The organism is Pseudomonas sp. YY-1 (assembly GCF_002843095.1).
In the GTDB taxonomy this organism is placed as follows: domain Bacteria; phylum Pseudomonadota; class Gammaproteobacteria; order Pseudomonadales; family Pseudomonadaceae; genus Aquipseudomonas; species Aquipseudomonas sediminis_A.
In genome coordinates, this window is the sequence record NZ_PJLX01000001.1 from 458,476 (window position 1) to 471,389 (window position 12,914).

Sequence of the window (12,914 nt, forward strand, 5' to 3'; positions counted from 1 at the left end):
GACACGTTCAAGATCGCCTACCGGCCCCAAGAGAGACATTTCGCTTATGTATCGGCTGAGCCCCTTCTTCTGGCTGCCCCCATTATTCTGGTCACTCACTGCACAGGCCGAAAACGCCACCTACCAGGCCGACCCGCTAGTGGTCACCGGCAGCCGCTATCAGGCCAGTGGCTGGCAACTGCCCTTCTCCGTCAACCGCATTGATGCCGAACAGGCCACACTGGGCAAACCAGGCGTCAATCTGTTCGAGGCGCTCGGCAGCGTGCCGGGGCTGGTGGTGCAAAACCGGCAGAACTATGCGCAGGACCTGCAGATATCCTCGCGCGGCTTCGGCGCCCGCTCGGCCTTCGGCATTCGCGGTATCAAGCTGCTGGCTGACGGTGTGCCGCTGTCCAGCCCCGATGGTCAAGGCCAGGCCGCGACCTTCGACCTCGACACCCTGGAACGTATCGAGGTGCTGCGCGGCCCCTTCGCCAGCGTTTACGGCAGCAACTCCGGCGGGGTCATCCAGTTGTTCTCGCGCGACGGCGAAGGTCCACCCAAGCTGTCGCTCGACACATCGCAAGCAGCCTATGGCACCAGTCGCACCCGCGTCGCAGCTGAAGGCGGCAACGACAAGGCTGGTTTCATCATCAACCGCTCGCACTTCGAGACCGACGGCTACCGTGACCACAGCGGCGCCATTCTCGACAAGACCTTCGCCAAGCTGACCCTGTACCCGGACGATGTCAGCAAGCTCAGTTTGAGCTTCAGCGAGCTGGATCAGAACGACACGCAAGACCCGCAAGGGTTGACCTGGGCTCAGGTGCAGAGCGACCGCCGCAGCGCCGCGCCCAGCGCACTGGCGTTCGATACACGCAAGACCGTCGATCATCGTCAGTTCGCGCTCAACTACGAGCGCAGCTTTGCCGCTGGCACCTGGCAAAGCACGCTATATAGCGGTACGCGACAGGTGATTCAGTACCAGTCGATTCCAGTCGGTGCGCAAACGCCTGCCCGCCAGGGCGGGGGCGTGATCGACTTCGAGCGCCGCTTTCACGGCATCGGCAACCGCTGGATTCAGTCGTTCGACCTGGGCAGCAGCCTGCTGACCGTCACCACCGGCCTGGATTACGACTATTCGCGAGACGACCGCCAGGGTTTTGAAAACTTCGTCGGCAGCACCCTGGGCGTAAAAGGCAACCTGCGCCGCGACGAGCGCAACGAGGTCACCAGCCTGTCGCCCTACGTCCAGGCCGCTTGGCAACTGGGCAAGCTAGAGCTGCAGGCCGGCCTGCGTCACAGCCAGGTGGAATTTGACGTGGACGACCGTTTCCTGAGCAATGGCGACGATAGTGGCTCGGTGACCTACCGCGAACTGACGCCGACCCTGGGCGCCAGTTACGCCCTGTTGCCAGGCCTGAATGTCTACGCCAGCTGGGGTAAGGGCGTGGAGACGCCGACGCTGAACGAGTTGTCCTACTCAGGCCCCGACAACAGCTTCGGCTTCGACCTGCAACCGGCCACCAGCGAGCAGGTAGAAGTCGGTCTCAAGGCACGCCTGGCCGAGGCCACCAGCCTGCAACTGGCACTGTTCCAGATCGATACCGACGACGAGCTGGTGGTCGAATCAGCCAGCGGAGGCCGATCACGCTTCCAGAACGCCGCCCAGACTCGCCGCCGCGGCGTCGAGCTGGCCCTGGAAAGCCGCCTGAGCGATACCTTGCGCGCCAACCTCGCCTATACACAGATCGACGCCACTTATAGCAAGAACTTCACCAGCAACGGTCGATTGATCGAGTCGGGCAATCGCCTGCCAGGCATTCCCGCGCGCACGCTGTTTGGCGAGCTGGCCTGGCAACCGCTGGATTGGTTCAGCACCGCCATCGAAGGCCTGTACCGCAGCCAGTTGTATGTCGAAGACAGCAACACAGCCAAGACCGCGCCCAGCTACGCGCTGTTCAACTGGCAGGCACGCTTCGAACAGAAACTTGGTGCAATGACCTTCAACCAGGTGCTGCGCATCGACAATCTGCTGGATCGCGAGTACATCGGCTCGGTGATCGTCGGCGATAGCAACGGCCGCCACTACGAACCTGGCCCGGAGCGCGCCTGGTATGTCGGCGCGGGTGTGCAGTACCAGTTCGATTGAGACTGGCAACTGAGACTCGCGTCTCCACCCCTCTTTTGGGATAGGACGCCAGCAAATACAGCTCAAAAACAGAAAAGGCCACCCGAAGGTGGCCTTTTGCGTGCAGTCAGCGAAGGCTTAGGCCTTCTTGACTTCCCAACCGGTCAGCTCGGCCAAAGCCTTGCCGATGTCAGCCAGGGACCGCACGGTTTTCACACCAGCGTCCTGCAGTGCAGCGAATTTCTCGTCTGCAGTGCCCTTGCCGCCGGAGATGATGGCGCCAGCGTGGCCCATGCGCTTGCCGGGAGGAGCGGTCACACCAGCGATGTAGGAAACTACAGGCTTGGTGACGTTGGCCTTGATGTAGGCAGCCGCTTCTTCTTCAGCCGAACCGCCGATCTCACCGATCATGACGATCGCTTCGGTCTTCGGGTCTTCCTGGAACAGCTTCAGGATATCGATGAAGTTGGAGCCCGGGATGGGGTCACCGCCGATGCCCACGCAGGTGGACTGGCCGAAACCGGCGTCGGTGGTCTGCTTCACGGCTTCATAGGTCAGGGTGCCCGAACGGGACACGATGCCGACTTTGCCTGGCAGGTGGATGTGACCCGGCATGATGCCGATCTTGCACTCGCCGGGAGTGATCACGCCCGGGCAGTTCGGGCCGATCAGGGTAATGCCCAGCTCGTCGCAGATGACTTTGGCATCCAGCATGTCCAGGGTAGGAATGCCTTCGGTGATGCAGACGATCAGCTTGATGCCGCCGAATGCAGCTTCCAGGATCGAGTCTTTGCAGAACGGAGCCGGAACGTAGATGACCGAAGCGTCAGCGCCAGTGGCTTCAACGGCTTCTTTCACGGTGTTGAACACCGGCAGGCCCAGGTGAGTGGTGCCGCCCTTGCCCGGAGTCACGCCGCCAACCATCTTGGTGCCGTAGGCGATGGCTTGTTCGGAGTGGAAAGTACCCTGCGAGCCGGTGAAGCCCTGGCAGATGACTTTGGTGTCTTTATTGATCAGGACGCTCATTACTTGCCCTCCGCAGCTTTGACGACTTGCTGAGCAGCGTCGGTCAGGCTGGTTGCCGCGATGATGTTCAGGCCGCTTTCAGCCAGGACCTTGGCGCCCAGCTCAGCGTTGTTACCTTCCAGGCGGACGACCACCGGGATTTTCACGCCGACTTCTTTCACTGCGCCGATGATGCCTTCGGCAATCATGTCGCAACGAACGATGCCGCCGAAGATGTTCACCAGAACGGCAGCAACGTTGCTGTCGGACAGGATGATCTTGAAGGCTTCGGTCACGCGCTCTTTGGTTGCGCCGCCACCTACGTCGAGGAAGTTGGCTGGCTTACCGCCGTGCAGGTTGACGATGTCCATGGTACCCATGGCCAGACCGGCACCGTTGACCATGCAGCCGATGTTGCCTTCCAGGGCCACGTAGTTCAGCTCGAAGCTGGCAGCGTGGGCTTCACGAGGATCGTCTTGCGACGGGTCGTGGAAGGTCTTCAGCTTCGGCTGACGGTACATGGCGTTAGCGTCGATGTTGATCTTCGCGTCCAGGCAGTGCAGGTCGCCGTCGGCCTTGATGACCAGCGGGTTGACTTCCAGCAGAGCCAGATCGTGATCTTTGAACAGTTTGGCCAGACCTACGAAGATCTTGGCGAACTGAGCGACTTGCTTGCCTTCCAGGCCCAGCTGGAAAGCCAGCTCGCGACCCTGGTACGGCTGAGCGCCGACCAGCGGGTCAACGGTGGCCTTGAGGATCTTCTCAGGAGTTTCGTGGGCCACTTTCTCGATGTCCACGCCACCTTCGGTGGAAGCCATGAACACGATGCGACGGCTGGAGCGGTCCACTACAGCGCCCAGGTACAGTTCCTTGGCGATGTCGGTGCAGGATTCGACCAGGATTTTGCTGACCGGCTGACCGTTGGCGTCAGTCTGGTAGGTCACCAGACGCTTGCCCAGCCAGTTGGCGGCGAAGGCCTTGGCGTCTTCTTTGCTCTTGACCAGCTTTACGCCACCGGCTTTACCGCGGCCACCAGCGTGGACCTGAGCTTTGACGACCCACTCGCTGCCGCCGATTTTTTCGCAGGCTTCTGCGGCTTCTTCCGGGGTGTCTACCGCGAAACCCTTGGATACGGGCAGGCCGTATTCAGCGAACAGCTGCTTACCCTGATACTCGTGAAGATTCATGCTTGTCTACCGTCTTCGTTTAGGTATTGCGCATTCGGCGCTGTACTTGTGATACCGCGCCACCTGTGACTGCCGAAGCAGTCCGTCGGGGGCTTGCGCTGCGAGTTGGACTCGACGCGGGCCACCCGACGTGGTTCTGCTTGCAAACACCACCGTAGCGATGAGGCGAATACACGACGCCCCGCCTACCACGGCGGCTTACAACAACTCGAGTGGCCGAACGAGTCGGCCACTAACGCTTAGCGTTTCTTGCGATTGGCGATGTGAATCGCGCCGCCGTTCACTGCCAGGGCCGCTTCGTGCAGCGCCTCGGACAGGGTCGGGTGGGAGAAGACCATCATGCCCAGGTCTTCGGCGCTGGTGCCGAATTCCATGCCGATTGCGCCTTGCTGTACCAGCTCGGCAGCGCTTGGGCCGATCACGTGAACACCCAGCACGCGGTCGGTGTTGGCGTCAGCGATGACCTTGACGAAACCGCCAGTGTCGTTGGCCGCCATGGCGCGACCGCTGGCAGCGAACGGGAAGGTACCGACGTTGACTGCAACGCCTTCGGCCTTCAGTTGCTGCTCGGTCTTACCGACCCATGCGATTTCCGGGTGGGTGTAGATCACGGACGGGATCAGGTCGTAGTTCATCTGCGCCTTGTGGCCAGCGATGCGCTCAGCAACCATCACGCCCTCTTCCGAGGCTTTGTGCGCGAGCATCGCGCCACGGACCACGTCACCGATGGCGTAGACGCCCGGAACGCTGGTTTCGCACTGGTCGTTGACGAAGATGAAGCCGCGCTCGTCCAGGTCAACGCCGCTGTCAGCAGCCAGCAGATCGGTGGTCACCGGACGACGGCCTACAGCCACGATCAGCTTGTCGAAGGTCATTTTCTGCTCGCCATTGGCGTCAGTGAAACTCACCACAACCTGCTTCTTCTTGACGTCCGAACCGGTCACGCGAGCACCCAGGCGGATGTCCAGGCCCTGCTTGGTCAGGGTCTTCTGGGCTTCCTTGGCGATCTGCTCGTCGGCAGCCGCGAGGAACTTGTCCATGGCTTCCAGAACGGTGACTTCAGCACCTAGGCGAGCCCATACCGAGCCCAGCTCCAGACCGATTACGCCAGCGCCGATGACGCCCAGCTTCTTCGGTACGCTCTGGAATTCCAGGGCACCAGTGGAGTCGACGATCACGTCCTGATCGACCGGAGCCGGCGGGATCTCGACCGGCTTGGAGCCGGAGGCGATGATCACGTGAGCAGCTTCAACCACCTGGCTTTTGCCATCGGTGCCAGTGACTTCGACCTGTTTGCCAGCCAGCAGCTTGCCGTGACCTTCGAGCAGGGTCACGCCGTTGGCCTTGAACAGACCGGCAACACCACCGGTGAGGTTCTTGATGATGGTGTTCTTGCGCGCCACCATGGCCGGGACGTCGATGGTCACGCCTTTGGCTTCGATACCATGCACGGCGAAGCCGTCTTTCGCTTCGTGGTACTTCCAGGAGCTGTCCAGCAGCGCCTTGGACGGAATGCAACCGACGTTCAGGCAAGTGCCGCCGAGAGCGACCTTGCCGTCGCTGCCCTGGTACTTCTCGATGCAGGCAGTCTTCAGGCCGAGTTGCGCTGCTTTGATGGCGGCTACATAGCCACCAGGGCCGGCACCGATGACTACCACGTCGAATTTCTGGGTCATAACGTATTCCTTCTCGAATAAACCGGACGGCCCTGAGAACAGGGCCGCCGTGGAGGAGACTGGCTTTTAGATTTCCAGCAGCAGGCGAGCCGGGTCTTCAAGCAAGTTCTTGATGGTTACCAGGAAGGTCACGGCTTCCTTACCATCGATCAGGCGGTGGTCGTAAGACAGCGCCAGGTACATCATCGGACGGATCACCACCTGGCCGTTGATCGCCATCGGGCGCTGAACGATGTTGTGCATACCCAGGATCGCAGCCTGCGGCGGGTTGACGATCGGGGTCGACATCATCGAACCGAAGGTACCACCGTTGGTGATGGTGAAGGTGCCGCCAGTCATTTCTTCGATCGACAGCTTGCCGTCTTTGGCTTTCTTACCGAAGGTGGCGATGCCACTCTCGATTTCAGCCAGGCTCATTTGCTCGGCGTTACGCAATACCGGCACCACCAGGCCACGGTCGCTGGACACGGCAACACCGATGTCGGCGTAGCCGTGATAAACGATGTCGTTGCCGTCGATCGAGGCGTTGACTGCTGGGAAACGCTTCAGCGCTTCGGTAGCTGCCTTGACGAAGAACGACATGAAGCCCAGACGCACGCCGTTGTGGGACTTCTCGAACAGGTCCTTGTACTTCGAGCGCAGGGCCATGACTTCGGTCATGTCCACTTCGTTGAAGGTGGTCAGCATCGCCATGGTGGACTGGGCTTCGACCAGACGCTCGGCGATCTTGGCGCGCAGACGGGTCATCGGCACACGCTTCTCGGTGCGGTCGCCAGTGGCGACGACAGCAGCGGCAGCGGCCGGAGCAGCAGCCGGCTTGGCAGCAACGGCCGGGGCGTTCTTCTTGGCTTCGACGGCAGCGACCACGTCTTCCTTGGTCACACGGCCACCTTTACCGGTGCCGGCAATGCTGTTCGGGTCGATACCGTTCTCTTCGGCCAGCTTGCGTGCAGCCGGCGAGAGGATGGCGTCGTCACCAGCAGCGGCAGCCGGAGCAGCAGCCTGGGCCGGAGCAGCGGCAGCGGCCGGTGCGGCAGCCGGAGCGGCGGCGGCAGCGCCACCTTCGGTCAGCTTGCCCAGCAGCTCGTTGGAGAGAACGGTGTCGCCTTCGTTCTTGATGATTTCAGCCAGGACACCATCGGCCTCGGCCAGTACTTCGATCACGACCTTGTCGGTTTCGATGTCGACGATCAGCTCATCGCGCTTGACCGCTTCGCCCGGCTTCTTGTGCCAGGTGGCCACGGTGCCGTCGGCAACCGATTCCGGGAAGGTTGGGGCTTTGATCTCGATAGCCATTGTATGCGTTTCCTTAAATTCGGTTTACCGGCAGGTGGCACTCGCCACCTGCCGGATGAAGGCGTTAAACAGTAAAGGCGTCCTGCAGCAGTTTTTCCTGCTGCTCGGCGTGCATCGACGCATAACCACAAGCTGGCGCAGCCGAGGCATCACGACCGGCGTACTCCAGGAGCAGCGACTTCCTGTGCGCAGTAGCGACGCGACGCATGTGGTGCTGGCTGCAGTACCAAGCGCCCTGGTTCATCGGCTCTTCCTGACACCAGACGATGTGCTTGAGGTTCTTGTACGGCGCCAGTGCTTCGGCCAGATCGTCTTCCGGGAACGGATAGAGCTGCTCGAGACGCACGATAGCGATGTCTTCGCGGCCCTCGGCACGACGCTTCTCCAGCAAGTCGTAGTAGACCTTGCCGCTGCACAGAACCAGACGCTCGACCTTTTTCGGGTCCAGCGAATCGATCTCGCCGATCACGGTCTGGAACGAGCCTTCGGCCAGATCTTCCAGAGTCGAGATGGCCAGCTTGTGGCGCAGCAGCGACTTCGGCGTCAGCACCACCAGCGGCTTGCGCAGCGGACGGATCACCTGGCGACGCAGCATGTGGTAGACCTGCGCTGGGGTGGTCGGTACGCAGACCTGCATGTTGTGCTCGGCGCACAATTGCAGGTAACGCTCCAGACGCGCCGAGCTGTGCTCAGGCCCCTGCCCTTCATAACCGTGAGGCAATAGAACGGTCAGACCGCACAGACGGCCCCACTTGGTCTCGCCACTGGAGATGAACTGGTCGAATACAACCTGGGCGCCGTTGGCGAAGTCGCCGAACTGGGCTTCCCAGATCACCAACGCACTTGGCGTGGTGGTGGCATAACCGTATTCGAAAGCCAGCACCGCTTCCTCGGAGAGGTAGGAGTCGTACAGTTCGAACTTCGGCTGGCCGTCGTACAGGTTCTTCAGCGGGACGTAGGTCGCCGCATCCTTCTGGTTGTGCAGCACCGCGTGACGGTGCGAGAAGGTACCGCGGCCGATGTCCTGACCGGTCATGCGGATCGGGTGACCTTCAACCAGCAGCGTGGCGTAGGCCATGGTTTCGGCGAAGCCCCAGTTGATCGGCAAGCCGCCCGCGCCCATCTTCTGACGGTCTTCGAGGATCTTCGCCACCTGACGCTGAACGAGGAAACCTTCCGGGATTTCCAGCAGCTTGGCGGACAGGTCCTGCAGGGTCTTCAGATCGAAACGGGTGTCATGACGCGCGGTCCAGGCATGGCCCAGGTAAGGACGCCAGTCGACGAACAGCTCCTTGTTCGGCTCCTTGACCAGGCTCTTGACCACGTGCTGGCCGTTGTCCAGCGCCGTACGGTACTCGTCGATCTTGGCCTGCACGTCGTCGCTGGTCTGTGCGCCGGCTGCAATCAGGGCATCAGCGTACAGTTCACGGGTGGTGCGCTGCTTGGCGATCTGCTGGTACATCAGCGGCTGGGTGCCATTCGGCTCGTCGGCCTCGTTGTGGCCGCGGCGACGGTAGCAGACCAGGTCGATGACCACGTCACGCTTGTACTGCATGCGGTAGTCGACAGCCAGCTGCGTCACGAACAGCACAGCTTCCGGATCATCGCCATTCACATGGAAGATCGGCGCCTGGATCATCTTGGCCACGTCGGTCGCGTACTCGGTGGAGCGTGCGTCCAACGGGTTACTGATGGTGAAGCCGACCTGGTTGTTGATCACGATGTGGATGGTGCCGCCAGTCTTGTAGCCGCGGGTCTGCGACATCTGGAAGGTTTCCATGACCACACCCTGACCGGCGAAAGCCGCGTCACCATGGATGGAAATCGGCAGTACCTTGTCGCCAGTGGCGTCACTGCGACGATCCTGCCGAGCACGCACCGAGCCCTCGACCACCGGAGAAACGATCTCCAGGTGCGAAGGGTTGAACGCCAGCGCCAGGTGCACTTCGCCACCAGCGGTCATAACGTTGGAGGAAAAGCCCTGGTGGTACTTCACGTCACCGGACGACAGACCCTCGGTCTTCTTGCCTTCGAACTCGTCGAACAGGTCGCGCGGGTTCTTGCCGAAGGTGTTGACCAGGACGTTCAGACGGCCGCGGTGGGCCATACCGATGACCACTTCCTTGGTGCCGTAAGAGCCGGAACGCTGGATGATTTCGTCCAGCAGCGGGATCAGGCTTTCGCCACCCTCCAGACCGAAACGCTTGGTGCCCGGGTACTTGGTGCCCAGGTACTTTTCCAGACCTTCGGCAGCGGTGACGCGCTCAAGCACATGCGCCTGCACTTCGGCGGAAAACTGCGGACGACCGCGCACGCTTTCCAGGCGCTGGGCGAACCAGTTGCGCTGGCCGGAATCGACGATGTGGGTGAACTCGGCACCGATGGTGCGACAATATGTCTGCTGCAGCGCATCGCGGATTTCGCGTAGCGTTGCCTCTTCCTTGCCGATGTACAGCTCGCCAGTGCGGAATGTGGTGTCCAGATCCGCGTCGGTCAGGCCGTAGTGATTGATCGACAGGTCAGACGGCGCAGTGCGCACCCACAGACCCAGAGGGTCGAGCTGGGCGGCCTGATGGCCACGCATGCGGTAGGCCTGGATCAAGCGCAGCACTTCCACCTGCTTCTTTTCGTGCTCGCTGCTGACGGCCCCGGCGGAAACCGGCTGGGCACGACGCGAATTCTTGGCGAGCAGGACGAAATGATCGCGAATGGTCGAATGCGATACGTCCGTTGCAGCGCTGCCGTCGGTCGGCAACTTCTGGAAGTAAGTGCGCCACTCTTCTGGCACAGCGTTGGGATCGTGCAGGTAGAGCTCGTAGAGCTCTTCCACGTAGGCAGCGTTGCCACCGGATAGGTGGGCACTGTCCCACATGCGCTGCATCACGCTTTCTTGCATGCTTGGTCACCCTCGGTAAGGGGACACCACCGGCGTGAATACCGCATAGCCTTAATCAAAGTCATGATGCTGCGACTCGGATGAAGCCACTTGGGTTCCCGCAGATAGTCCGGGTACCAGCCCGGATGCCCCTGCTGGTCGTCATATTTTTCGAGTATGAGCCGCGGCTTTGTGGGCTGCGGCTCTGGCTTTACTGCGAGGCCGACCTAAGCCGGACTCGCAGGTGTTACAGGTATAGCAACTTGCAAATCAGGTACCGCTCTGCAGCAGCATGTTACGCACGTGACCGATGGCCTTGGTCGGGTTCAGACCCTTGGGGCACACGTTCACGCAGTTCATGATGCCGCGGCAACGAAATACGCTGAACGGATCGTCCAGCGAAGCCAGACGCTCGGCGGTCTTGGTGTCACGGCTGTCGGCCAGGAAGCGATAGGCCTGCAGCAGTGCAGCGGGACCGAGGAACTTGTCCGGGTTCCACCAGAACGACGGGCAGCTGGTCGAACAGCATGCGCACAGAATGCACTCGTACAGACCGTCGAGCTTCTCGCGCTCTTCCGGAGTCTGCAGGCGCTCAATGGCCGGAGCCGGCGTATCGTTCTGCAGGAACGGCTGCACCTTCTCGTACTGCTTGTAGAAGATGCTCATATCGACGACCAGGTCACGAATGACCGGCAGGCCCGGCAACGGACGAATAACCAGCTTGCCGCCCTTGAGGCCGGCAGCGGAGATCGGCGTAATGCACGCCAGGCCGTTCTTGCCGTTGATGTTCATGCCGTCGGAGCCGCATACGCCTTCACGGCAGGAACGACGGTAGGAGAAGCCCTCGTCCTGTTCCTTGATCAGCGCCAGCACGTCGAGGACCATGATGTCCTTGCCGCCGGTGTCGACCTGGAAGTCCTGCATGAACGGAGCAGCGTCCTTCTCCGGGTTGTAGCGATAAACACTGACTTGCAACATATCAGTCACCCTTAATAAGTCCGAACCTTGGGTTCAAATGCCGGAACGGTCTTCGGCGCGAAGTTCACGTCACGCTTGGCTACGCGCTTCTCGCCCGGGAAGTAGAGCGAATGGCACAGCCAGTTCTGATCGTCGCGCTCCTCGAAGTCTTCACGAGCGTGGGCGCCACGGGACTCTTTACGAGCCTCGGCCGCGACCGCGGTCGCTTCAGCAACTTCGAGCAGGTTTTGCAGTTCCAGCGCTTCGATACGCGCAGTGTTGAACGCCTGGCTCTTGTCCGCGATTTTGACTTTCGCGATGCGCTCACGCAGGTCGGCCAGTTGTTGGATGCCCTTCTGCATGTATTCGCCAGTACGGAATACACCGAAGTAGTTTTGCATGCACTGTTGCAGCTCTTTACGCAGCGGGGCGACGTCTTCGCCAGTGCTGCGCTCGTTGACGCCGGCCAGACGCGACAGCGACTGCTCGATGTCGGTTTCGCTGGCACCACGAACTTCCACGCCTTCTTTCAGCGCTTTTTCCAGGTGCAGGCCAGCGGCGCGGCCGAATACCACCAGGTCGAGCAACGAGTTGCCGCCCAGACGGTTGGCACCGTGCACCGACACGCACGCCACTTCACCTACAGCGAACAGACCTTCGATGATCTTGTCGTTGCCGTTGGCGTCCTGAGTGATTGCCTGACCATGAATGTTGGTCGGCACGCCGCCCATCATGTAGTGGCAGGTCGGGATGACCGGAACCGGAGCGACGACTGGGTCGACGTGGGCGAAGGTCTTGGACAGTTCGCAGATACCCGGCAGGCGGCTGTGCAGCACTTCCTCGCCCAGGTGATCGAGCTTCAGCAGTACGTGGTCCTTGTCCGGGCCACAGCCGTTGCCAGCGATGACTTCCTTGACCATGGAGCGCGCAACGACGTCACGACCAGCCAGGTCTTTGGCGTTCGGCGCATAACGCTCCATGAAACGCTCGCCATGGGCGTTGATCAGGTAACCACCTTCACCACGGCAGCCTTCGGTGACCAGCACACCAGCGCCGGCGATACCAGTCGGGTGGAACTGCCACATTTCGATGTCCTGCACCGGCACGCCGGCACGCAGAGCCATGCCCACGCCGTCACCGGTATTGATCAGGGCGTTGGTGGTGGAGGCGTAGATACGGCCAGCACCGCCAGTGGCCAGAACCACGGCCTTGGAGCGGATGTAGACGGTTTCGCCGGTCTCGATGCAGATGGCGATGACGCCGACGATGGCGCCGTCCTGGTTTTTCACCAGATCGACTGCGTACCACTCGTTGAGGAACGAGGTGCCAGCTTTCAGGTTGGCCTGATACAGGGTGTGCAGTAGGGCGTGACCAGTACGGTCAGCAGCAGCGCAGGTACGGGCAGCCTGAGTCGGGTTATCCGGCCCCTTGGACTGACCACCGAACGGACGCTGATAGATGCGGCCCTGCTCGGTACGGGAGAACGGCAGACCCATGTGCTCGAGCTCGAACACCGCTTCCGGGCCGACGGAGCACATGTATTCGATAGCGTCCTGGTCACCGATGTAGTCGGAACCCTTGACGGTATCGTACATGTGCCAGCGCCAATCATCGTTCGGGTCGGCCGAAGCGATGGCGCAGGTGATGCCACCCTGAGCGGAAACGGTGTGCGAACGAGTCGGGAACACCTTGGTGACCACGGCAGTCTTGTGACCGCCCTGAGCCAGTTGCAGCGCGGCACGCATGCCAGCGCCGCCGCCACCAACGATGATGGCGTCATAGGAAAGAGTACGGATGCTAGCCATGAA

At 61.3% G+C, this 12,914-nt stretch carries 8 protein-coding genes; 1 reads left to right on the forward strand and 7 read right to left on the reverse strand.

Annotation, left to right across the window (positions count from 1 at the left end; genetic code table 11):
- Positions 1-46 precede the first annotated feature (46 nt).
- Positions 47-2,131 carry a TonB-dependent receptor gene (locus CXP40_RS02155; protein ID WP_106732391.1) on the forward strand — a complete coding sequence of 695 codons (2,085 nt, stop codon included), beginning with the start codon at positions 47-49 and terminating at the stop codon, positions 2,129-2,131.
- Between the two features lie 117 nt (positions 2,132-2,248).
- Here the strand turns inward: CXP40_RS02155 and sucD are convergent, their stop codons facing one another.
- The 7 genes from sucD to sdhA all read right to left on the reverse strand — a co-directional run bounded on the left by sucD (position 2,249) and on the right by sdhA (position 12,911).
- The gene (gene sucD / locus CXP40_RS02160) at positions 2,249-3,136 is read right to left on the reverse strand and encodes a succinate--CoA ligase subunit alpha (protein ID WP_059392427.1); all 888 of its coding nucleotides are present in this window, start codon (positions 3,134-3,136) and stop codon (positions 2,249-2,251) included.
- A complete protein-coding gene (sucC, locus tag CXP40_RS02165) occupies positions 3,136-4,302 on the reverse strand; it encodes an ADP-forming succinate--CoA ligase subunit beta (protein ID WP_037051889.1) in 1,167 nt (388 codons plus the stop codon). Before sucC ends, sucD begins: the two co-directional genes overlap by 1 nt.
- Before the next feature lie 239 nt (positions 4,303-4,541).
- Positions 4,542-5,978: a dihydrolipoyl dehydrogenase gene (gene lpdA, locus CXP40_RS02170; RefSeq protein WP_106732392.1), complete on the reverse strand. Its 1,437-nt coding sequence runs from the start codon at positions 5,976-5,978 to the stop codon at positions 4,542-4,544.
- Positions 5,979-6,044: 66 nt separating this feature from the next.
- Entirely contained in the window at positions 6,045-7,274 is a 1,230-nt protein-coding gene (gene odhB / locus CXP40_RS02175) for a 2-oxoglutarate dehydrogenase complex dihydrolipoyllysine-residue succinyltransferase (RefSeq protein WP_106732393.1), read from the reverse strand.
- A 64-nt stretch (positions 7,275-7,338) separates the two neighbouring features.
- On the reverse strand, positions 7,339-10,170 hold the full coding sequence (locus CXP40_RS02180) for a 2-oxoglutarate dehydrogenase E1 component (RefSeq protein WP_106732394.1): 2,832 nt from the start codon (positions 10,168-10,170) through the stop codon (positions 7,339-7,341).
- A 249-nt stretch (positions 10,171-10,419) separates the two neighbouring features.
- Complete coding sequence (locus tag CXP40_RS02185) at positions 10,420-11,127, reverse strand: succinate dehydrogenase iron-sulfur subunit (RefSeq protein WP_003459986.1); 708 nt, start codon at positions 11,125-11,127, stop codon at positions 10,420-10,422.
- 11 nt (positions 11,128-11,138) lie between these two features.
- Positions 11,139-12,911 (reverse strand): succinate dehydrogenase flavoprotein subunit, encoded by a 1,773-nt coding sequence (sdhA, locus tag CXP40_RS02190; RefSeq protein ID WP_003459985.1) that lies wholly within the window; start codon positions 12,909-12,911, stop codon positions 11,139-11,141.
- Positions 12,912-12,914: the final 3 nt, after the last annotated feature.

Excerpts from the sequence above, each read along its gene's own strand:
- CXP40_RS02155 (WP_106732391.1), top strand. The coding sequence starts at position 47 with ATGTATCGGCTGAGCCCCTTCTTCTGGCTGCCCCCATTATTCTGGTCA.
- sucD (WP_059392427.1), bottom strand. The coding sequence starts at position 3,136 with ATGAGCGTCCTGATCAATAAAGACACCAAAGTCATCTGCCAGGGCTTC.
- sucC (WP_037051889.1), bottom strand. The coding sequence starts at position 4,302 with ATGAATCTTCACGAGTATCAGGGTAAGCAGCTGTTCGCTGAATACGGC.
- lpdA (WP_106732392.1), bottom strand. The coding sequence starts at position 5,978 with ATGACCCAGAAATTCGACGTGGTAGTCATCGGTGCCGGCCCTGGTGGC.
- odhB (WP_106732393.1), bottom strand. The coding sequence starts at position 7,274 with ATGGCTATCGAGATCAAAGCCCCAACCTTCCCGGAATCGGTTGCCGAC.
- CXP40_RS02180 (WP_106732394.1), bottom strand. The coding sequence starts at position 10,170 with ATGCAAGAAAGCGTGATGCAGCGCATGTGGGACAGTGCCCACCTATCC.
- CXP40_RS02185 (WP_003459986.1), bottom strand. The coding sequence starts at position 11,127 with ATGTTGCAAGTCAGTGTTTATCGCTACAACCCGGAGAAGGACGCTGCT.
- sdhA (WP_003459985.1), bottom strand. The coding sequence starts at position 12,911 with ATGGCTAGCATCCGTACTCTTTCCTATGACGCCATCATCGTTGGTGGC.